We start from the raw sequence: 22,482 nt of genomic DNA on the forward strand, positions 1-22,482 counted from the left end.
AGGGCGGGAGTCTTCTCTCACAAAGCGTGTATCGGGGAGCGACTGAGAGAAGACTCCCGCCCTCGCCCCGCAACGGTGCGGTGAGCCGCCCTCTCGGAGTGACGGCTCCAGAAACGGCCGTGGTGAGCATCAAACAGCCCCGGGCGCTGCCGTCAGCCCGGGTTGTCGGGTAAGATAGCGACTCTTTCGAGGGAGGTGATACAGCGGGTGACGGCAAGCGGCGAAAAGAAGTACAAGCGGATACTCCTGAAGCTCAGCGGTGAGGCCCTCTCGGGGCGGGAGAAGTTCGGCATCGACCCCAAGGTGCTGGACCTCATGGCGCTGGAGATCGGCCAGCTGGTCGGCATCGGTGTCCAGGTGGGCCTGGTGGTGGGCGGCGGCAACCTGTTCCGCGGCGCGGCCCTGCAGGCGGCCGGGCTGGACCGGGTGACCGGGGATCACATGGGCATGCTGGCCACGGTCATGAACGCCCTGGCCCTGCGCGATGCCCTGGAGCGCTCCAACATCGCCACCCAGGTGCTCTCCTCCATTCCCATGTCCGGGGTGGTGGACCACTACGACCGGCGCAAGGCGATCCGGGCCCTGTCCAACGGCGACGTGGTCATCTTCTGCGCCGGCACGGGCAACCCGCTTTTCACGACGGACTCCTCCGCCTGCCTGCGCGGCATCGAGGTGGAGGCGGACCTGGTGCTCAAGGCCACGAAGGTCGACGGTGTCTATTCCGCCGACCCCATGAAGGAGCCGGAGGCTATCCGTTACCAGCGCCTCAGCTACGACGAGGTGCTCGACAAGAAACTCGAGGTCATGGACCTGACCGCCATCTGCCTCTGCCGGGACCACCGCATGCCCGTGCGCGTCTTCATGATGGAGAAGCAAGGGGCGCTTCTGAATATCGTCCGCGGCGGCGACGATGGTACGCTCATCGAGTGACAGACAGGGAGTAACAGCGTGATCGACGATATCAAGACCGAGGCCGAGCAGCGTATGAAGAACAGCCTCGATGCCCTCGGCACCCACTTCAACAAGATTCGCACCGGGCGCGCGCACCCGAGCATCCTCGACGGTCTGAAGGTGCCCTATTACGGCGCCGACACGCCCCTGAACCAGGTAGCCAACGTCAATGTCGAGGACGCGCGCACCCTGAGTCTCACGGTCTGGGACAAGTCCATGATCCCGGAGGTGGAGCGCGCGATCATGAAGTCCGACCTCGGTCTCAATCCGGCGACGGCGGGCGAGGTCATCCGCATACCGATGCCCCCGCTGACGGAGGAAACCCGCAAGGGCTACATCAAGCAGGCCCGGGGCGAGGCGGAGGCGGCACGGGTGTCCATCCGCAACGCCCGCCGGGACGCCATGGGCATGCTCAAGGACCTGGTCAAGGAAAAGGAGATCAGCGAGGACGACGAGCGCCGCGGCCAGGACGCGGTGCAGAAACTCACGGACGGCTACATTGCCCGGGTTGACTCGATGCTCGCGGACAAGGAAGCCGACCTGATGGAAATCTGACGGCTGGCGATGACCGCACCGAGTGCCAAACCTCCGGCGGTCGTACCGCGCCATGTGGCCATCATCATGGACGGTAACAACCGCTGGGCCAAGCGCCGGGGCCTGCCGGGTCCCGCCGGGCACCGCGCCGGGGTCGAGGCCGTGCGCAGCGTCATGCAGGCCTGCCGGGACCACGGCGTGGAGGTGCTCACCCTGTTCGCGTTCAGCAGCGAGAACTGGGGCCGGCCCCGGCACGAGGTCCGCGCGCTGCTCGCGCTGCTGTCGCGCTACCTGCGCACGGAGGTCAAGCAGCTGCGCGAGGATGGCGTGCGCCTGCGCTTCATCGGTGAGCGCACCCGTTTCAGCGCGCGGCTGCAGCGGCTCATGGAGCATGCGGAGCGAACCACGGCCGACAACCGCGAGGCGACAGTAGTGATCGCCGTCGACTACGGTGGCCAGTGGGACATCGCCCGCGCGGCCCGGCGCCTGGCCGAGCGTGCCGCCAGCGGCGAGCTGGACCCTGCCGATATCGACAAGTCGGCCCTCGCCGCGGAACTCAGCCTCGCGGAATTGCCGCTCCCGGACCTGTGTATCCGCACGGGGGGCGATGCCCGTATCAGCAACTTCCTGCTCTGGCACTTCGCCTACAGCGAGCTCTATTTCACGTCCACGCTCTGGCCGGACTTCGGCGAACTGGAGTTTGCCCGCGCCCTGGCCGACTATTCCCGGCGCGAACGCCGCTTCGGCCAGCGTGAACCCGACGGGCTCGTCGCCGGCGGCGACCTGGATGCTTAGGCAGCGCGTCATCACGGCCCTTGCCATGGCGGGGCTGTTCCTCGCAGGCATCTTTTTCCTGCCCCTGGCGGCCCTCGCCGCCGCTTTTGCGCTGGTGGTGGCCGCCGGTGCCTGGGAGTGGGCGCCGCTGGCCGGGCTGCGCGGCGCGGCGCTGCAGGCACTCTATGCGCTGCTGGTTCTGGGCGGCTGCGCCGGGGCCTGGTTCCTGCTGCCGCTGGGCGAGGCGCCGCGGCGCGCGGACGTGCAGCCGGTGCTGGGCCTCGCCTGCCTCTGGTGGTGTTTCGCGCTGCTCTGGGTCCGCGCCTTTCCCGGCAGTGCGATGATCTGGAACAACCGTCCCATGCGCATGGTCATGGGGCTGCTTGTCCTCGTGCCGGCCTGGGTGGCGGCCGTGTACCTGCTTACGCTCCCGCTGGGGGGCGCGCTGATGGTCGTGCTGGTGGTGCTGGTGGCCGCTTCGGACATCGGCGCCTACTTCACCGGCAAGCGCTTCGGCCGGCATCACCTGGCACCGGCCGTGAGCCCGGCGAAGACCTGGGAGGGTTTCTGGGGCGGCGTTGCCTGCAGCGTGGCCGTCGCGACGCTGCTCTGGACATCGCTGCCGGCGCGCCTCGATCATCTCGGCCTCGCGGCGGTGGTGGCGGTGGCGCTGGCCACGGCGCTGACCTCCGTCCTCGGTGACCTGACCGTGAGCATGGTCAAGCGGGAGAGCGGGGTGAAGGACTCCAGCTCCCTGCTGCCGGGCCACGGCGGCCTCCTCGACCGCCTCGACAGCCTCTGCGGTGCGGCGCCCACTTTCACCCTTGGTCTTCTGCTCGCGGGGTACTGACCATGAAACAACAGGTCACGGTCCTCGGTTCCACGGGCTCCATCGGCGTCAACACGCTGGACGTGATGGCCCGGCACCCGGACCGCTTTGCCGTCCACGCCCTCACGGCGCGCCGCTCGGTCGCCGCGCTCCGGGACCAGTGCCTGCTTCATGAGCCCCGCTACGCGGTGATGACCGACGAGGCCGCGGCGGAGGAGCTGCAGCGGGAGCTGGCGGCGGCAGGCTCGGCGACCACCGTCCTCGCCGGCAGCGCCGGGCTCGACGAGGTCGCCGCCGACCCGGCCGTGGACGTGGTGATGGCGGCCATCGTCGGCGCCGCCGGCCTGCCGGCCACCCTGGCGGCGGCCCGGGCGGGAAAACGGGTCCTGCTGGCCAACAAGGAGGCACTGGTCATGGCCGGGGCCCTGTTCATGTCCGCCGTGCGCGACGCGGGCGCGCTGCTGCTGCCCATCGACAGCGAGCACAATGCCATATTCCAGTGTCTTCCCGTGGATGATTGTGCCCGCCCGGGCCTCGCCGGTGTCGACCGCATCCTGCTCACGGCTTCCGGCGGCCCGTTCCGCGCCTGGGACACCGCCCGCATCGCCGCGGCCACGCCGGACCAGGCCTGCGCGCACCCGAACTGGTCCATGGGGCGGAAGATCTCCGTCGACTCGGCCACCCTGATGAACAAGGGCCTCGAGCTCGCCGAGGCATGCTGGCTCTTCGGCGTCGGGCCGGCGCAGGTGACCATCGTGGTCCACCCGCAGAGCGTGATCCATTCCCTGGTGCAGTACCGCGATGGCTCGGTGCTGGCCCAGCTGGGCAACCCGGACATGCGCACCCCCATTGCCTACGGCCTCGGCTGGCCCGAGCGCCTCGCCGCCGGCGTCACACCCCTTGACCTGTTCGAAACCGCCCGGCTGGACTTCGAGGCCCCGGACGAGGAGCGCTTTCCCTGCCTGCGCATCGCCCGGGAGGCCATCGCCGCGGGGGGCACCACGATGGCGGCCTGCAATGCCGCCAATGAGATCGCCGTGGCCGGTTTCCTCGAGGGCGCCATCGGCTTCATGGACATCCCGGCGGTCATCGAGGAAACCCTGGCCCGCGTACGGCGTGTTGAACCCGAGAGCCTCGCTGTTGTCGAAGCTGCGGATAGCGAGGCCCGGCAGGTGGCCGGCGAGTTCATGCGCGCCCGCGGCCGGGCTGCGCTGGCATAATCGGAGCGCTGATGGACCTGTTGCAAACCATTCTCATCACCCTCGCGACGCTTGCGATCCTTGTCGCCGTGCACGAGTTCGGGCACTTCTGGGTCGCGCGCCGCTGCGGCGTGAAGGTGCTTCGCTTCTCCATCGGTTTCGGCAAGCCGCTGGCCCGCTGGCACGACCGCCAGGGCACGGAGTACACCCTCGCCGCCGTTCCCCTCGGCGGCTACGTGAAGATGCTCGACGAACGCGAGGGCGAGGTGCCTGCCAGCGAGCTCGACCGCGCCTTCAACCGCAAGCCGGTACTGCAGCGCATCGCAGTTGTTGCCGCGGGGCCGGTCGCGAACTTCCTGCTCGCCATCGTGGCCTACTGGGGGCTGTTTCTCGCGGGCGAGAGCGGTTATGCGCCGGTCATCGGCGAGGTGGAGGCCGGCTCCGTGGCCGACCTCGCGGGGCTGGAGGCCGGCCAGGAGATCGTCGCGGTCGACGGCCGGGAGACGCCGACCTGGCAGGCGCTCAGCTTCCGCCTTCTGGAGCGTATCGGCGATACCGGCGAGATCCGCTTCACGGCCCGCTACCCCGATTCCGACATCCGCTATGAGTCCAACGCCCGCCTCGATGCGTGGCTCGCCGGCGAGGAAGAGCCGGACCTGCTCGGCGGCATCGGTATCGAGCTCTATACCCCGCCCATCGAGCCGAGGGCCGACGAGATCGTCCCCGGGGGCGCGGCCGAGCGGGCCGGTCTTGCGGTGGGTGACCTCGTGCTCAGCGCGGACGGTCAGTCCATGCCGCTCTGGGAGGACTGGGTCGCCTACGTGCGCGAGCGCCCCGGGGAGACGATCAACCTGCGCGTGCGCCGGCAGGACGGCAGCGAATTCGAGACCCGCATCGTCCCCGAGCCGGCGACCACGGACACGGGGGAGACCATCGGCCGCATCGGCATGGCCGTGGCGGTCCCGCCCATGCCCGACGAACTGCGCCGCGAGTTCGAGCGCGGGCCGCTTGCGGCCCTGGGCGCGGGCGTGAAGCGCACCGGGGAACTGGTGGCCTTCACGCTGGAGTCCGTGCGCAAGATGCTGCAGGGGCTGATATCGCCGAAGAACTTGAGCGGCCCGATCACCATTGCTAAAGTGGCGACCACTTCAGCCAAGTCCGGTCTCGAATCCTACGTCGGTTTCCTCGCCCTGCTCAGTGTGAGCCTCGGCGTGCTCAATCTTTTGCCGATTCCGGTGCTCGATGGCGGTCATCTGCTGTATTACACGGTAGAATTGGTGGCTGGACGGCCGGTGCCGGAGCGCATCCAGGTGGTGGGTTACCAGGTCGGCCTCTTCCTGGTGATCAGCCTGATGGCGCTGGCACTGTATAACGATTTTGCGCGTCTCTAGCGGGAGGGCGCCGGCGCCGCGGGCGGCCGGTGCAGCTGGCGCGCTGTGCTGATTGTTGGAAACGCATTGAAAACGCGACAACTGTTTTGCCGCAACTGGATCCTTGCCCTGTGGCTGCTGGCCCCGCTGGCGTGGGCCCAGGGGTTCGTGGTCTCCGACATCCGTGTCGAGGGCCTGCAGCGTATCTCCGCCGGCAGCGTGTTCGCCGCCATGCCGATCGGTGTGGGCGATGTCGCCGATACGGCGAGCATCCGGGCCACGGCACGCAACCTCTTCGCCACCGGTAATTTCGACGACATCCGTATCGGCCGTGACGGCAACGTCCTCGTGGTGGTCGTGGCGGAGCGCCCGAGCATCAGCGAGATCAATATCGAGGGCAACAAGGCCATCGAGACCGAGGCGCTCCTCGGCGGCCTGAAGAGCGCCGGCCTGGCAGTCGGCCAGGTCTTCCAGCGTTCCACCCTCGAGGGCATGCAGCTCGAGCTGCAGCGCCAGTACGTGCAGCAGGGCCGCTACGACGCAAACATCGAGACCGAGGTGCTGCCAGAGCCGCGCAACCGGGTGTCGGTGAATATCGACGTCGACGAGGGTACCGTCGCATCCATCAAGCACGTGAACATTGTCGGCAACACCGTGTTCAGCGACGAGGAACTGCAGGACGTGTTCGAGCTGAAGGAGACCGGCTGGCTGTCCTTCTTCACCAATGACGACAAGTACTCGAAGGAGAAACTCACCGGCGACCTCGAGGCGCTCACCTCCTATTACATGGACCGCGGCTACCTGCAGTTCAGCATCGATTCGACGCAGGTCTCCGTGTCGCCCAACAAGGAAGAGGTGTTCATCACCGCCAATGTGACCGAGGGAGGCAAGTTTTCCGTCGACTCCGTGGGCCTCTCCGGGGACCTCGTGCTCGACGAGAGCGATCTCCGGCGCTTCATCCTGATCACCGAGGGCCAGACCTACTCGCAGCAGCTGGTCACCGCCACGGAGGACTACATCACCCGCCGCCTCGGTAACGAGGGCTACAACTTCGCCAAGGTCACCGGCATCCCGGAGATCAACGAGGAAGAGAGCACTGTCGGCATCAAGTTCTTCATCGACCCCGGCAAGCGGACCTATGTGCGCCGCATCAGCTTCAGGGGCAACATGCGTACCGCCGACGATGTACTGCGCCGTGAGATGCGCCAGATGGAGAGCGCGCCGGCCTCCGCCGCCGCTATCGAGCAGTCCCGCATCCGCCTGCAGCGCCTCGGTTTCTTCAGCAACGCGACGGTGGAGACCCCGGAGGTTCCCGGCCACGATGACCTCATCGACGTGGAGTTCGAGGTCGAGGAACAGTCCTCCGGCAGCATCGGCGCCAGCCTCGGCTATGCCCAGGATGCCGGCGTCATCCTCGGGGTGAACCTGCAGCAGAACAACTTCCTGGGCAGCGGCAAGCGCGTGGGCATCGGCGTCAATTCCTCGCGCTTCCAGGACCAGGTCAACTTCAGCTACACCAATCCGTACTTCACCGAGGACGGTGTGAGTCGTGGCTTCAACGTCTATTACCGGTCGACGGACCTCAATGAGGTGAACGTGGCCAGCTACACGACGGACACCTATGGCGCCGGCCTCAACTTCGGTTACCCGATCAAGGAGACGGAGCGGCTCGGCTTCAGCTTCGGCGTGGAGAACACGGAGATCACCGCGGGCCGCTTCGCCGTGCAGGAGATCCGTTCCAGCCCCCGGCTCATCGAGGGCATCGACAACTTCTACGAGAGCACCCGCCAGCAAGACGGCAGCTTCCTCGCACCGGAGGTGGTCCGCCCGGTCACGGAGCTGCCGGACAGCGCGCTGACCATCCCCGACGAGCCCGGCTTCCTCGATGAGAATGGCGATGCGTTCCTGAACTGGACCGTCACCACGAGCTGGACCCAGTCCACGCTCAACCGCGGCCAGCTGGCCACCCGGGGCGCCTCCCAGTCCGTCGCCCTCGAAGTGTCCATGCCGCTGTCGGACCTCGAGTTCTACAAGGTGACCTACCGCGGGGAGATCTATTTCCCCGTCTACAACGAGTGGGTGCTGCACTTCCGTACCGAGCTGGGCTACGGCGACGGCTACGGGGACACCACGGACCTGCCGTTCTACGAGCATTTCTTCGCCGGCGGTTTCGGCTCCGTGCGCGGCTACGAGGTGAATACGCTCGGGCCGCGGAGTACCCCGCCGGTCATCTACGACGTCAGCCAGCCGACGACGGGCATCGATGCCGATGGCAACCCCACGGAGGTCGGTGGCCCCAACGGCGACCAGTTCGGCTATGTCCTGGACCCGGCAACGGACAAGCTCAGCTTCCAGGAAGTACAGAATTTCCGGCGTCCGCCGCCCTTCGGCGGCAACGCACTCATCGAGGGCTCCGCGGAACTGTTGTTCCCGCTGCCCTTCATCAAGGACCGCAGCCGCCTGCGCTCGGCGTTCTTCTTCGATATCGGCAACGTCTTCGACACCAAGTGCGGGGGCGATCAGCTCAACTGCTTCGATATCGATCCGGATGAACTCCGTTACTCGGCAGGGATCGGCGTGACCTGGATTTCCGGCTTCGGCCCCATGACCTTCAGCCTCGCCAAGCCGCTGAACGCCTCGGATATCGATCGCGAGGAAGTGTTCCAGTTCACGCTCGGCCGCGGCTTCTGACCACCCTACGCAACCCACGGGAGAGCATCGTGACCAGACTCGCCAAACTGACCCTAGCGCTCGCAGCGCTGACCCTGCCGGCCCTCGCCGCCGCCCAGGGCAAGATCGCCGTCGTCAACCTGCAGCAGGCCATCCTGCAATCCGACCGCGCCCAGCAGGAGCTCGAGGAGGTGCGCAGCCAGGAGGACTACCAGGCCGACAAGAAAGAGTTCGACCAGCTGAAGAAGGAGCTCGACGAGCTGGTGCAGGACTTCCAGAAAGACGCGGCCGTCATGAGCCAGGAGCAGCAGCTCGCCGCCCGCAAGAAACTCGCCTCCAAGCAGTCGGACCTCGAGCACGTGGCCGGCAAGCTGCAGGCGGCGGAGCAGCAGACCGGCCAGGCCCTGCTGCAGGAGATGTCGCCCATGGTGCAGGAAGTGCTCCGCGACCTGATCCAGACCGAGGGCATCGGTCTGCTGCTCCAGCGGGAGTCGGTGATCCACGCGGACCCCGGCTACAGCATCACCGCCAAAGTGACCGACAAGCTGAACCAGATGAGCGCCCAGTAAGGGCTTCCGACGGTGCGCCGGCCGCGACGGGTCACCCGGGGCGGCGGCGCAGGGAAGACTGGTTCAAAAACGGTTCATAGAAGAAGAAAGGAGCAACGACATGCTGATGGACATCGACGGAATCCGCGAGCATCTACCGCACCGCTATCCTTTCCTGCTGGTGGACCGGGTTGTCGAGCTGGTACCCGGCGAGTCCATCGTTGCCTACAAGAACCTCAGCATCAACGAGGAATTCTTCCAGGGCCACTTTCCGGGCAAGCCGGTCTTCCCCGGTGTGCTGATCCTCGAGGCCATGGCCCAGGCGGCGGGCATCCTGGGCTTCAAGTCCCAGGACAAGACGCCGGCGGATGGTTCCATCTACTACTTTGTCGGCGCCGACGACCTGCGCTTCAAGCGCCCCTGCGTCCCCGGTGACCAGGTCTACCTGCACGCGAAAGTCCTCGGTGACCGCCGCGGTATCTGGAAGTTCGCGGTGCGCGCGGAAGTGGACGGCGAGCTCTGCGCCTCCGCCACGATCCTCTGCGCTGACCGCAAGGCCTGAGCTGCTGCGCACGCCCGGTGCCTGACCTCCTCGCCAGCCAGCTGGCGGCGCTGCGCGAGCGCGGCGCGCCGGTGGCCGGGGTGGATGAGGTCGGCCGCGGTCCCCTGGCCGGGGATGTCGTAGCGGCTGCCGTGATCCTCCACCCCGCGCGGCCTATTGCCGGGCTGGCCGATTCCAAGCGTCTCACCGCCACGCGCCGCGAGACGCTCGCCGCGGCCGTCCGCGCGCATGCCCTCGCCTGGTCGCTCGGCCGCGCCGGCGTCGAGGAGATCGACCGGCTGAACATTCTCGAGGCCTCCCTGCTCGCGATGCGCCGGGCCGTCGAAGGGCTGGCGACTGTGCCCGAGTACGTGCTCGTGGACGGCAACCGGCTGCCGCGCTGGCCCTACCGCGCGGAGGCGGTGGTCGGGGGGGATGGCCTGCACGGCGAGATCGCCGCGGCGTCCATCCTGGCCAAGGTGACCCGCGACGGCGAACTCGCGGCGCTCGCCGAGCGTTATCCGGGCTACGGCTTCGACCGCCACAAGGGGTATCCTACCCGGGAACACCTTGAGGCCCTGGCGCGGCTGGGTCCGTCGCCGGCGCATCGGCGCAGCTTCGGTCCGGTGCGGCGCCTCCTGGGGCCGGCCTGCTGAGTTCATACACCTGGTGCCTGGAGGAGGCCAACGCGAGCGATGACCGATTTCGTCCACCTGCGGCTGCACAGCGAATACTCCCTGGTCGATGGCCTGGTCCGGGTGGGGCCGCTGGTAAGGCGGGTGGCGGAACTCGGCATGGGCGCCGTAGCGCTCACCGACCTCTGCAATTTCTACGGCCTGGTAAAGTTCAGCAAGGCGGCTTTCGCCGCCGGCATCAAGCCCCTCTTCGGCGCGGACCTGCTGGTCGTGGACCGGGAGGACCAGGACGAATGCTCCGCGCTCTCGTTGCTGGTCATGGACAGCGCCGGCTACCGCAACCTGACCGAGCTCATCTCCCTCGCCTACACGAAGGGCCAGCGCCTCGGCGTGCCGCGGGTGACCCGGGCCTGGCTCGACGAGCACGCCGAGGGACTGATCGCCCTGTCCGCGGGCGCCAGCGGCGACGTGGGCCGGGCCCTGGTCGGCGGGCGCCGGCAACAGGCGGCGGCGCGCCTCGCCGAGTGGATGGCGCGCTACCCGGGCCGGTTCTATCTCGAGGTGCACCGGGCTGGGCGTGAGGGCGACGAAGACCACCTGCACGGCGCAGTGGCGCTCGCAGCGGAGGCCGGTTGCCCGGTCGTTGCCACCAACGATGTCCGCTTTCTCACCGCCGACGAGTTCGAGGCCCACGAGGCCCGCGTCTGCATCGGCGAGGGCCGCACCCTGGACGACAAGCGCCGGGTCCGCCGCTACCGGCCGCAGCAGTACCTGCGCTCGCCGGCAGAGATGGCCGAGCTCTTCTCCGACCTGCCCGAGGCCCTCGAAAACACGGTGGCCATCGCCCGGCGCTGCAACTTTGTCATCGACCTGGGCAAGCCCTGTCTGCCGGACTACCCGGTACCCGAAGGCCTGACCATGGATGCCTTCTTCCGGCAGCTGTCCTTCGAGGGGCTGGACCAGCGCCTGGCCAAGCTGGGCCTCGCCGGCGACGGCGAAGCGGAGGCGCGCTACCGGCAGCGCCTCGAGCACGAGCTCGACACGATCATCCAGATGGGCTTTCCGGGCTACTTCCTCATCGTCATGGACTTCATCCGCTGGGCCAAGGAGCAGGGCATCCCCGTGGGCCCGGGGCGCGGCTCCGGGGCCGGTTCCCTGGTCGCCTACGCGTTGGAGATCACGGACCTGGACCCGCTGGCCTACGACCTGCTCTTCGAGCGCTTCCTCAACCCGGAGCGGGTGTCCATGCCCGACTTCGACGTGGACTTCTGCATGGAGCGCCGCGACGAGGTGATCGACTACGTGGCGCGCAAGTACGGTCGCGAGGCGGTCTCGCAGATCATCACCTTCGGCACCATGGCCGCCAAGGCCGTGGTGCGCGACGTGGCGCGGGTGCAGGGCAAGTCCTACGGGCTCGCCGACAAGCTCTCCAAGATGATTCCCTTCGAGGTGGGCATGACCCTGGAGAAGGCGCTTGAGCAGGAAGAGAGCCTGCGTGAGTTCCTCGCCGAGGACGGCGAGGCGCAGGAAATCTGGGACATGGCCGAGCAGCTCGAAGGCGTCACCCGCAACGTCGGCAAGCATGCGGGCGGCGTGGTGATAGCGCCCTCCAGGATCACCGACTTCTCGCCGCTCTACTGCGACGAGGACGGCGGCAGCCTGGTGACCCAGTATGACAAGGGCGACGTGGAGGACGCCGGCCTGGTCAAGTTCGACTTCCTCGGCCTGCGCACGCTGACCATCATCGACTGGGCCGTGCAGATCATCAACGGCGAGCGGGAGAAGACCGGTGAGGCGCCGCTCGACATCGGCACGCTGCCCCTGGACGACCGCGCCACCTTCGAACTGCTCAAGTCGGCAGAGACCACCGCCGTCTTCCAGCTCGAGTCGCGGGGCATGAAGGAACTGATCGCCCGGCTGCAGCCGGACTGCTTCGAGGACATCATCGCGCTGGTGGCACTGTTCCGTCCCGGGCCCCTGCAGTCCGGGATGGTGGACAACTTCATCAACCGCAAGCACGGCCGCGAGGCCATTGCCTATCCGGATCCGCACTACCAGCATGAGCTGCTGCAGCCGATCCTCGAACCCACCTACGGCATCATCCTCTACCAGGAGCAGGTGATGCAGATCGCCCAGGCGCTGGCCGGTTACACCCTCGGCGGCGCCGACCTCCTGCGCCGCGCCATGGGCAAGAAGAAGCCCGAGGAGATGGCAAAGCAGCGCGCCGTATTCGCCGACGGCGCGGCCAGCCAGGGCGTCGACGCGGAGCTGGCCACGCACATCTTCGACCTGGTGGAGAAGTTCGCCGGCTACGGCTTCAACAAGTCTCACTCCGCCGCCTACGCCCTGGTGTCGTACCAGACCGCCTGGCTGAAGGCGCACCACCCGGCTTCCTTCATGGCGGCGGTGATGAGTTCTGAGCTCACCAACACCGACAAGATCGTGGTGCTGATCGAGGAGGCCCGGCGCATGGGCCTCACGGTCAAGCTGCCGGATGTGAACGAGGGCAGCTACGCCTTCACGGTGAACGGCGAAGGGCAGATCGTCTATGGCCTCGGGGCCATCAAGGGGCTCGGCGAGGGGCCCATCGAGTGTCTCCTCGGTGCCCGTCGCGAGGGCGGCAACTTCCGTGACCTGTTCGATTTCTGCGATCGCACGGACCCGCGGCGGGTGAACCGCCGGGCGATCGAGGCCCTGGTGCGGGCCGGCGCCTTCGACGGCCTCGGCGTCGAGCGCTGGGTCCTCATGAGCGCCATCGATGATGCCCTGCGCGCGGCGGAGCAGAATGCCGCCAACCTCGAGGCGGGCATGGGTGACCTGTTCGGCGACGCGGTGGTCACCGCCGCGGCCGCCTCCGGTGACTGTTACGCGGATCACCGCCGCGTGCGCCCCTGGACGGACCGGGAACGCCTGGCCGGCGAGAAGGAGACCCTCGGCCTCTACGTGACGGGGCATCCCATCGATGAGTACGAAAGCGAGGTGCGGCGCATGGCGCCGAGCCGCATCGCCGACCTGCGCCCGGACGGTAGCGCCACGCAGCGCGTCGCCGGCCTGGTGCTTGCCCTGCGCACCACCAAGACCTCCCGGGGTACCATGGCGATTGCCACCGTGGATGACCGCAGCGCAAGGATCGAGATGACGGTGTACGCCGAGTCCTACGCCGAGTGCCGCGACGTGCTGGTGAAGGATGCCATCGTCGTCGCCGAGGGCCGCGTGGCCCAGGACGACTACAGCGGGGGCCTGGTGCTGCGGGCCCAGGCCGTGCACAGCCTGGACCAGGAGCGCCAGCGGCTGGCCCGGCAGCTGACCATCGAGGTTGATGATGCTGCCGTGGACGAGGCCTTTACGGACTTTCTCGCCCGGGCTCTCGGCGCCGCTCCCGGGGCCTGCCCGGTGCGCCTGGTCTACTGCTCGGGCGGGGTGCGCGCCCCTGTCCGCCTCGGCGAGCGCTGGCAGGTCAACCCGACGGAAGAGCTGTTGCAGGCGTTGCGGGACCGCATCGGCGGCGCTAACGTAAAGCTGGCCTACAGCGGAGATCAATGACCATGGCAGAACAAGACGATACGGCGAGCAGCGGCGGGACCGGTACGGCGATCGAGGCCGCGGTCTTTCGGCGGCTCCTCGAGCACCTCGACAGCCGCAAGGACGTGCAGAACATCGACCTCATGAACCTCGCGGGCTTCTGCCGCAACTGCCTGGCGAAGTGGTATGTGGCGGCGGCCGGGGAGCAGGGCGTGACGCTCAGCTATGACGAGGCCCGCGAACGCGTCTACGGCATGCCCTACGAGGATTGGAAGGCCCGCTACCAGGTGCCGGCCACGGCGGAGCAGCAGGCCGCCTTCGATGCCCGTGGCGGGAACGGCTGAAACCCTGGATGCCAGGCAGTGACTCACGGGCCGGAACGCGGGCTGCCGGCAGCGGCCGGGCACTGGCAAGGCACTGGCAAGGGAATCACAACGTAAACAAACGGCAACGATAAGAAGGATAACACCATGATCAGCAGCACTCTCCGGCGTCTGGGCCTCGTGCTCGCCGCCTCCCTGGCGACCGCCGCTCACGCGGCGGAAAAGCCGAACATCCTGGTCATCTGGGGTGATGACATCGGCATTACCAACATCAGCGCCTACAGTGACGGCATCATGGGCTACGAAACGCCCAACATCGACCGCATCGCCGACGAGGGGATGCGCTTCCTCGATTATTACGGCGACCAGAGCTGCACCGCCGGGCGCTCGAGCTTCATCACCGGCCAGTCGCCGCTGCGCACGGGACTGTCGAAGGTGGGGATGCCCGGCGCGACGCTGGGCATCCAGGACCGGGACATCACCATCGCCGAGGTGCTCAAGGAGCACGGCTACGCCACGGGCCAGTTCGGCAAGAACCACCTCGGTGACCGGGACGAGTTCCTGCCGACGGCGCACGGCTTCGACGAGTTCTTCGGCAACCTCTACCACCTCAATGCCGAGGAGGAGCCGGAGGATGAGGATTACCCGCAGGACCCCCGCTTCCGCAAGATGTTCGGCCCGCGCGGTGTCATCCGCTCCTACGCCGACGGCCGGGTCGAGGATACGGGCCCGCTGACGCGCAAGCGCATGGAAACGGCCGACGAGGAGTTCGTCGTCGCTGCGAAGGACTTCATCGACCGCCAGGTGAAGGCCGACAAGCCGTTCTTCACCTGGGTCAATACCACCGGCATGCACTTCCGCACCCACCGGGCCGACAAGCACAGGGGCAAGTCCGGCCAGGGTTTCTACAATGACGTCATGGTCGCCCACGACGAGCTCGTCGGTGAGCTGCTGGACCAGCTCGATGCCCTCGGCATTGCCGATGACACCATCGTCTTCTATTCCACGGACAACGGGGTGCACTACAACACCTGGCCCGACGCCGGTATCACGCCCTTCCGCAGCGAGAAGAACTCGAACTGGGAGGGGGCCTACCGCGTGCCCGCGATGGTGCGCTGGCCCGGGAAGATTGCGCCGGGGCAGGTGTCGACGGCGATCATGTCGCACCTCGACTGGATGCCCACGCTGGTGGCCGCGGCCGGAGACCCCGCGCTCAAGGCGGAACTGCTCAAGGGCAAGACCGTCGGCAGCAAGAAGGCACGGCTGCATCTCGATGGCTACAACTTCCTTCCCTACCTCACCGGCGAGGTCGAGGACGGGCCGCGCAGGGAGTTCATCTACCTCAATGACCTCGGCGCGCCGGTGGCCGTGCGCTTCGGTGACTGGAAGGCCGTCTACGCCGAGAACCGGGCGAAGACCATGGCCCTCTGGGCCGAGCCCTTCGTGACGCTACGCCTGCCCAAGCTGTTCCACCTGCGCCGCGATCCCTTTGAGCGCGCGGACCACAATTCGAACACCTACTGGGACTGGTACGTGGACAAGGCCGCGCAGATGTACCGCGGCGGCGCGGTCATGACGCAGTTCCTCATGACCTTCCGCGAGTACCCGCCGAGCCAGAAGCCCGATTCCTGGTCCATCGACAAGATGACGGAGATGTTCCTGCCGCAATGAGTACTGCCGGGCCCGCGCCCGCGGCCCCGGCTCAGTTTGCCAGCGCTTCCCGGCCCTTGTCGCTCCCGGCACGCAGTGGCCGCAGCCGGTCCCTTGTCCGGCTCAGCACCCCCCGGCAGTCCTCGCCGACGAGGTACAGCGCCGGGACCAGCAGCAGCGTCACGAACAGCGCGAACAGCACACCGAAGGAGAGGCTGAGCACCGCCGGCTTGAGGAACTGCGCATTCGTGGAGCGCTCCGCCATGATCGGCAGCAGCCCGACGAAGGTGGTCACGGTGGTAAGAAGGATCGGCCGGAAGCGGTTCACCCCGGCGTCCAGGAGCGCTTTTGTCGGTGACAGCCCCTCCCGGCGCAGCCGGCCCACGTAGTCGATGAGCACCAGGTTGTCGTTGACCACGACACCCGTGGCGGCGCCGATGCCGAAGTAGGAGAACAGCGCCAGCGGCGTACTGAAGAGCAGGTGGCCGTAGATGGCGCCCATGAAGCCGAAGGGAATGGCCGTCATCACCAGCAGCGGCAGCCAGTAGGAGCGGAAGGCGACGGCGATGAGTGCGTACATGGCGAAGAGTGCAACCGTGTACAGGGCGGTGATCTCGCCGAGGAAGGCCTGCTCTTCCTCCTGGGAGCCGCCCTTGAGGACCACGAGCCCCGGGAAGCGTTCCTCGAAGGCGGGCAGGAAATTCTCGGCCATGTCACTGGCGATGCGGCTGGTGGCATCCTGGGCCACATCCGCGTTGATCGTGACCACCCGCTCCCCGTCGCGGTGCTGGATGCGCTGCACGCCGCTGCTGATCTCGATATCGACCACGGACAGAAGGGGTACCTCGCGGCCGTCGGCGGTGCGGACCCGGAAGTCGTCGAGGCTGGCGAGGCTCTCGCGCTCGCTGCGCGGGTAGCGGACCATGACACGCACGTCACCGGTGCTCCGCGGCAGCCGCTGCACCTCCTCGCCGTAGTAGGCCTGGCGGACCTGCCGGGAGACCTCCGCGAGGGACAGGCCGAAGCGCTCGGCGCCGGGCTTCATGTGCAGGAGAATCTCGTCCGTGCTGCCGCGCTGGCTGTCGCTCACATCGAAGACGCCCTGGTAGCTGTGCAGCTGCTCGCGCAGCGCGAGGGCGGCCGCCTGCAGCCGGGCGCCGTCGCGGTGCCGGAGCAGGTAGGTGATATCCGCGTCGGAGTCGTTCAGCGTGTAGTTGACGCTGATCTCGTCGGCGTCGGGGATCTCGCCGACTAGCTCGCGGAAGCGTTCCGCGGTTTCCCTTGCCGACAGGTCGCGCACTTCCGGCGGTGCCAGCTTGACGATGGCGATGACGCTGTCGCGTCGGGAGCGAGTGTACCAGCCCTCGACGACCCTGCCGCTGCCCTCACCGGAGGCCTGGGCCGCCGCGTCCACCTCGGCGATGAGCTCGCGCTCTGCCGCCTGCAGCTGGTCGAGGATCTCGAGGGCACGGCTGTAGGGCGTGCCCGGGGGCAGTTCCACGTTGATGTAGATCTGCTCCGCTTCCACCTGCGGCATGAAGTAGAACTTCACCCAGCCGGCGCTGAACAGGCCGATGCTCACGATAAAGGCCGTGGCAAAGACGCTGGCGGTCAGGTAGCGGTGCCGCAGCGCCCGGGCCAGCAGGGGGCGGTAGACGCGCTCGGCAAAGCGGATGATCCCCTGCTCGACGGCACGCTGGCGCCGGGCCACGGGGCCGAGCGTCTCCCGGTGGGAGAGGTCGCGCAGGTGCGAGGGCAGGATGAGGAAGGCCTCGATGAGCGAGATGGCCAGGGCGACGGTGATGACGATGGAGAGCTGGCGGGTCACCTGGGCGCTCTCACCGCTGACGAAGAGCCAGGGCGCGAAGGCGATCATCGTGGTCAGCACGGCGAAGATTACGGGCTTCGCCACCGCGCTGGCGCCGGCCACCGCCGCTTCGCGCCCGCCGCCGAGGGCATGGGCGTGGTGGTGGATGCTCTCCCCGACCACGATCGCGTCGTCCACGACGATGCCGAGGACGAGCAGGAAGGCGAAGGTGGATATGATGTTCAGGGAGACATCGTTCACCGGCAGCAGCGCGAAGGTGCCGAGGAAGGCGACCCCGATACCCGCCGTGACCCACAGGGCGACCCGCGGGCGCAGGCTGAGAATGAGCACGATGAAGACGAGGGCGAGACCCAGGTAGGCCGACTTGCCGATGAGGTCCATGCGCGCGCTGTAGATATCTGCCGTATCAAACCACAGGGTCAGGTTCACGCCCGGCGGCAGCGTGGGTCGTACCTCCTCGATCCAGGCCTTGACCGCCTCGCTGGCCTTGACCACCTGCATGTCGTCGCCGCTCAGCATCTGCAGGAGCACGGCCGGCTCGCCGTTCAGCGTGGCCAGGATCTCCTCGTCCTCGTAACCGTCCGTGACCCTGGCCACGTCGCCGACGCGCACGATGCCGCCGTCGGGCGTCTGCCGGAGCACGATACGCTCGAAATCCGTTTCCGTGTCGGCCAGGTTGCGGGCGCGCAGCTGCACATCCCCGGTGGCCGTGCGCACTTCGCCGGAGGAGAGGTTGATGGAGCTGGCGCGGATCGCATCCGCGACCTCGGCGAAGGTGAGCCCGTAGCGCCGCAGGCTGTCCTCTGCAAGGGCAATGGTGACCTCCTCGCGGCGGGTGCCGAAAAGGTCGATGGTCGAAACCCAGGGCAGGGCGGCGGCCTCCCGGCGCAGTTCTTCCGCGAGGCGCGACAACTCGCGTTCGGAGCGGTCACCGTGCACCGCCACGCGGATCATCTCGTTGCGGAACTGCATGCGCTGGATGCGCGGGTTCTCGATGTCGCGGGGCAGGGTGGGGATGCCGTCGACGGCGTTCTTGACCTCATCCAGGAAGGCGTTGATATCCACCCCCGGGTAGGTACGCACGTCGAGTTCGGCGAGGCCCTCGGTAGCCGTCGCGTAGATGCGGCTCACGCTGTCGAGGTCGTCCAGCGCGTCCTCGATGCGGGTGACGACCTGCTCCTCCACCTCCTGGGGCGCTGCGCCGGGCCAGGTGACCTGCACCTGCACCCGGTTCGGCTTCACCTGCGGGAACGCCTCCCGCTCCATCGTCAGGAAGCCGAGAAAACCCGCGAGAGCGATACCGAGCATGAGCAGGTTGGCGGCGACCGGGTTGTCCACCCACCAGGCGATAAAACGGTGCATGTCAGCGCTCCCCCGCTGCGGCAAAGGCCGGGCGCTGCTCGCCGCGCAGGGCCATGCCCTCGATCGGGTTGTCCAGGGCAGAGGTCACGACGGCTTCGCCGGCGCGGAGGCCGCCGTCGATGTAGGCATACTCCCGTCCCTGGTGCAGAACCCGGACGCTGCGCATCTCGAGACGGTCGCGGGCGTTCACCACGTACACCTCGTTGCCGGGGCGCAGTGCGGCGGCAGGGATGCGCAGGGCGTTCTCCAGTGGCCTGCCGGCTAGCTCGGCGTTCACGAACAGGCCCACGGCCAGCGGCATGCCGGCGGCCGAGCGGCCCTCGCCGTAGGGGGCGTCGACCTCCGCCATGCCGTAGATGAGGCGGGTGGCCGGATCGATCGCTGCGTCGAGACGGACGAGACGGCCGCGCCAGCTGTGCAGCCGGCCGGCGATATCCGCACTGAATAGCACGGGGCGACCCTCGCCGGCAGCGGCGCGGTAGCCGATCGGCAGGTCGAGGGCCGCGAGCTGGCGGTCCGTCAGGGGGAGGCGGACTTCCACCGTGTCCACGGCGAAAACGCTGCCGAGGGGCGTGCCGGCATTCACGTACTGGCCCACGTCCACGCTCCTGGCCTGGACGCGGCCGGCGAAGGGCAGGCTGATGCGCGTGCGGGCGAGATCCAGCCGCGCCCGTTCGAGCCCCGCCTCGGCCGCGGCCTGGCGGGCGCGTGCCTGGGCGATCTGCGGTTTCTTCAGGGCCAGGGCCGAGGGGTTGGGCGTTCCGGCAAGCTGCCGGCGGGCCACGTCCGCGTCGGCCAGGGCCTGCTGTACGGCCAGCTCCGTTTCTGCCAGTGCCGCCTCGGCCTGGCGCAGGGCCAGCTGGTAGTCGCTGTCCTCCAGCTCAATGAGCACCGCGCCGGCGTCGAAGTGGCCGCCCTCGGTGAATTCCGGTGACACGGTGGTGATGCGTCCGCCGACCTGGGCCACCACCTGGAGCGCCGTTCGCGCCCGCACCTCCCCCTGGGTCTCGACCTTGAGCTCGGTGTCCACCGCATCGACGTTTGCCGTGTACACGGTGGTCGGGCGGAGCTCCGGCTCTTCCCGGGCCGGTTCCGGCTTTGTGGCGTGGAGCAGGGTGAAAGCGCCGAGACCGAGGCCGATGACGGCGAGGGGGGCGCTGATGCGAAGCATTGTCCTGAGCATGTCGGTCGTCCGTATCCTGTTCGCTGTGCCGGGTCGGGGCGGTCCCGGTGGATGGGACCAGTATCGGCAGGCGTCCCGTGGCGGACAATTCGCTTCATCCCGCCAGCCGGGCAGCTGGTCGCAGGACAAATAAATTCAATATGAAATAAAAGGGTGCCATAATGAAATAAAATCGGCCTGCGCGCTCGCGGCCAGCGACACCGGCCAGAGGCACCGGTTGGCGAGCGGAGCCTGCGGGAGCCCGCGCCGCGCGACCGGTGAAAACCCGCAGCTGCGCGGTGATCGCCGGTTCGGCACACAGCCGCGCCCGGTCTGCGTCACCCCCGCTCCCGCCGTGCCGGGAGCGACAACGCCGGGTGGCATGCATCGTGCAAACGGGTTCCCACATCACCGACATTGCAGGGAGCAGATCATGGCAAAACCCCTCGCCGGCGTGCGCATCCTGGACCTCACCCACATGCTTTCCGGTCCCTATGGCGCCATGATCCTCGCCGACCTCGGCGCCGAGACCATCAAGGTCGAGCCGTTGAAGGGGGAGGGAACGCGCAAGCTCCTCGCCACGGACCCGGCCAACTCCCTGGAGGGCCAGGGCGCCTACTTCATCACGCTCAACCGCAACAAGCAGAGCGTCGCTGTGGACCTCAAGAGCGAGGAAGGGCTGAAGGTCTTCTACGACCTGGTGAAGGAAGCCGACGTCGTCATCGAGAACTTCAGCGCCGGTGTCGCCGACAAGCTGAAGATCAGCTACCCGTACCTGCGCGAGCACAACCGCGGCATCATCACCTGCTCCATCAGCGGCTTCGGCTCCGCCGGCCCGAACTACCAGCGTCCGGCCTTCGACCAGGTGGTGCAGGCCCTCGGTGGCGGCATGTCCATCACGGGCACCGATGCCGAGCACCCCACCCGCGCCGGCATCCCCATCGGTGATCTCGGCGGCGGCATGTTCGGCGTCATGGGCGTGCTGTCCGCCCTCTACGAGCGCGAGCGCAGCGGCGAGGGCCAGCACGTCGACATCTCCATGCTCGACTGCCAGATCTCCATGCTGAATTACATGGCGACCATGTTTTTCCTGTCGGGCCAGGAGCCGACCCCCATCGGCAACAGCCACTTCGTCCACGTGCCCTACAACAGCTACCGGACGGCGGACGGCCACATCATCATCGCCGTGATCTTCGACAGCTTCTGGGACAACCTGCTCGAAGTCGTCGACTTCGAGCCGTTCCGCGATGAAAAATACAAGACCCAGCCGGGGCGGCTGGCGGACAAGGATTTCATCGACGGCAAGCTCAATGAGCTGCTGGCGACCAATAGCTCGGACTACTGGCTCAAGCGGCTGGAGGAAAAGCGCATTCCCTGCGCCAGGGTCAACCGCTTCGGCGAGGCGCTCTCCGACGAGCAGGTCCTGTCGCGGAACATGGTGGTGGACCTGGAGCACCCGAGCGGCGCGAAGACCCGCGGCCCGGGCAACCCGATCAAGCTTTCCCGCACCAGCGAGGAAAGCTTCTCTCCGGCACCGCTGCTTGGGCAGCACACGGATGCCGTCCTCACGGGTATGCTCGGCTACAGCGCCGAGCAGGTCGCGCAGCTGCGCGAGGAGGGCAAGATTGCATGAGTAAGCCGCAGATCGTGATCAACGAGGTCGGCCTTCGGGACGGCCTGCAGAGCCAGCCAAAGCACTTGACCCTCGATGAGCGCGAGACGATGGCCGACGCGCTCCTCGCCACCGGCATCCGCCATTTCGAGGTCGGCAGCTTCGTCTCGCCGAAGGCGGTGCCGCAGATGGCCGGCACCGGCGAGCTCGTGGCGCGCCTGTCGCCGCCGCCCGGCGTGTCCTTCAGCGCCCTCGTCCCGAATATGAAGGGCTATGAGCTGGCCCGGGCCGCGGGGATCGGTACCGTCGCGGTGGTGGTTTCCGCCACGGAAACCATGAACCGCAAGAACATCAACATGGGCCTCGATGAAACGCTGGCCGTGGCCGAGGCGGTGATCCGCCGCGGCCGTGACGAAGGCGTGCGCGTGCAGGCCTACCTGGCCGTTGCCTGGGAGTGCCCCTTCGAGGGCCCGACGCCGGCGTCCATCGTGCGTGACCAGGCGCAGAAGCTCGCCGCCTTCGGCGCTGACGAGATCGTCATCGCCGATACCATCGGCGCGGCCAACCCGGCGGCCGTGCGTGCGCTCATGGACGACCTGGTGGCCGACCACGGCGGCGAGCGCCTGGCCTGCCACTTCCACGATACACGGGCCCTGGGCCTTGCCAATGTCTACGCGGCGGTGGAGAGCGGCATCCGCCGCTTCGACAGCGCCGTCGGCGGCCTCGGCGGCTGCCCCTTCGCGCCCGGCGCCAAGGGCAACGTGGCGACGGAAGACGTCGTCATGCTGTGTGAGGCCATGGGCTTCGATACGGGCGTCGATATGCCTGCGCTGCTGGCAGCAGTTGCCACGGTCAGTGAACTGATCGGTACGCCGCAGGGCGGCCGCGCCCACTACTGGCTCAGCAAGAACCCCGGCATGAACCCGGGCAAGAACGCGGCCTGACGGCCGGGAAGCGCGGGACCGGCCGGCG

Annotated in this window: 17 protein-coding genes; 15 read left to right on the forward strand and 2 right to left on the reverse strand. The window is 67.8% G+C overall.

Translation table 11 applies throughout. From position 1 onward, the window contains the following. Positions 1-207 precede the first annotated feature (207 nt). The 13 genes from pyrH (at position 208) to ACX93N_RS07370 (ending at position 15,567) form a co-directional block, all read left to right on the forward strand. Positions 208-930, forward strand: coding sequence for a UMP kinase (gene pyrH, locus ACX93N_RS07310; protein WP_459427748.1), 723 nt, complete (start codon positions 208-210; stop codon positions 928-930). An 18-nt stretch (positions 931-948) separates the two neighbouring features. Further along, on the forward strand, positions 949-1,506 hold the full coding sequence (frr, locus tag ACX93N_RS07315) for a ribosome recycling factor (RefSeq protein WP_459427749.1): 558 nt from the start codon (positions 949-951) through the stop codon (positions 1,504-1,506). Between the two features lie 9 nt (positions 1,507-1,515). Further along, positions 1,516-2,280, forward strand: coding sequence for a polyprenyl diphosphate synthase (gene uppS / locus ACX93N_RS07320; RefSeq protein WP_459427750.1), 765 nt, complete (start codon positions 1,516-1,518; stop codon positions 2,278-2,280). Further along, entirely contained in the window at positions 2,273-3,109 is an 837-nt protein-coding gene (locus tag ACX93N_RS07325; RefSeq protein ID WP_459427751.1) for a phosphatidate cytidylyltransferase, read from the forward strand. The genes uppS and ACX93N_RS07325 overlap by 8 nt, the downstream gene beginning before the upstream one ends. A 2-nt stretch (positions 3,110-3,111) precedes the next feature. Beyond that, entirely contained in the window at positions 3,112-4,308 is a 1,197-nt protein-coding gene (ispC, locus tag ACX93N_RS07330; RefSeq protein ID WP_459427752.1) for a 1-deoxy-D-xylulose-5-phosphate reductoisomerase, read from the forward strand. Between the two features lie 11 nt (positions 4,309-4,319). Further along, complete coding sequence (rseP, locus tag ACX93N_RS07335) at positions 4,320-5,678, forward strand: RIP metalloprotease RseP (protein ID WP_459427753.1); 1,359 nt, start codon at positions 4,320-4,322, stop codon at positions 5,676-5,678. A gap of 99 nt (positions 5,679-5,777) precedes the next feature. Continuing rightward, a complete protein-coding gene (gene bamA / locus ACX93N_RS07340) occupies positions 5,778-8,348 on the forward strand; it encodes an outer membrane protein assembly factor BamA (RefSeq protein ID WP_459427825.1) in 2,571 nt (856 codons plus the stop codon). Between the two features lie 29 nt (positions 8,349-8,377). After that, a complete protein-coding gene (locus ACX93N_RS07345; RefSeq protein ID WP_459427754.1) occupies positions 8,378-8,896 on the forward strand; it encodes an OmpH/Skp family outer membrane protein in 519 nt (172 codons plus the stop codon). 103 nt (positions 8,897-8,999) lie between these two features. Beyond that, positions 9,000-9,437 carry a 3-hydroxyacyl-ACP dehydratase FabZ gene (fabZ, locus tag ACX93N_RS07350; RefSeq protein ID WP_459427826.1) on the forward strand — a complete coding sequence of 146 codons (438 nt, stop codon included), beginning with the start codon at positions 9,000-9,002 and terminating at the stop codon, positions 9,435-9,437. Between the two features lie 17 nt (positions 9,438-9,454). Then, positions 9,455-10,072 (forward strand): ribonuclease HII, encoded by a 618-nt coding sequence (gene rnhB, locus ACX93N_RS07355; protein ID WP_459427755.1) that lies wholly within the window; start codon positions 9,455-9,457, stop codon positions 10,070-10,072. 39 nt (positions 10,073-10,111) lie between these two features. Further along, entirely contained in the window at positions 10,112-13,594 is a 3,483-nt protein-coding gene (dnaE, locus tag ACX93N_RS07360; RefSeq protein ID WP_459427756.1) for a DNA polymerase III subunit alpha, read from the forward strand. Between the two features lie 2 nt (positions 13,595-13,596). After that, the gene (locus tag ACX93N_RS07365) at positions 13,597-13,917 is read left to right on the forward strand and encodes a DUF1244 domain-containing protein (protein WP_459427757.1); all 321 of its coding nucleotides are present in this window, start codon (positions 13,597-13,599) and stop codon (positions 13,915-13,917) included. A 126-nt stretch (positions 13,918-14,043) separates the two neighbouring features. Continuing rightward, the gene (locus tag ACX93N_RS07370) at positions 14,044-15,567 is read left to right on the forward strand and encodes an arylsulfatase (protein ID WP_459427758.1); all 1,524 of its coding nucleotides are present in this window, start codon (positions 14,044-14,046) and stop codon (positions 15,565-15,567) included. Positions 15,568-15,598: 31 nt separating this feature from the next. Here the strand turns inward: ACX93N_RS07370 and ACX93N_RS07375 are convergent, their stop codons facing one another. Continuing rightward, positions 15,599-18,736, reverse strand: a complete 3,138-nt coding sequence (locus ACX93N_RS07375) for an efflux RND transporter permease subunit (RefSeq protein WP_459427759.1) — start codon at positions 18,734-18,736, stop codon at positions 15,599-15,601. Position 18,737: 1 nt separating this feature from the next. Further along, positions 18,738-19,919: an efflux RND transporter periplasmic adaptor subunit gene (locus ACX93N_RS07380; RefSeq protein WP_459427760.1), complete on the reverse strand. Its 1,182-nt coding sequence runs from the start codon at positions 19,917-19,919 to the stop codon at positions 18,738-18,740. A 412-nt stretch (positions 19,920-20,331) separates the two neighbouring features. Here ACX93N_RS07380 and ACX93N_RS07385 point away from each other — a divergent pair, with 412 nt between their 5' ends. Further along, positions 20,332-21,531: a CaiB/BaiF CoA transferase family protein gene (locus ACX93N_RS07385; RefSeq protein ID WP_459427761.1), complete on the forward strand. Its 1,200-nt coding sequence runs from the start codon at positions 20,332-20,334 to the stop codon at positions 21,529-21,531. Further along, positions 21,528-22,454 (forward strand): hydroxymethylglutaryl-CoA lyase, encoded by a 927-nt coding sequence (locus ACX93N_RS07390; protein ID WP_459427762.1) that lies wholly within the window; start codon positions 21,528-21,530, stop codon positions 22,452-22,454. Before ACX93N_RS07385 ends, ACX93N_RS07390 begins: the two co-directional genes overlap by 4 nt. Positions 22,455-22,482: the final 28 nt, after the last annotated feature.

This window comes from Pseudohaliea sp. (genome assembly GCF_054552115.1).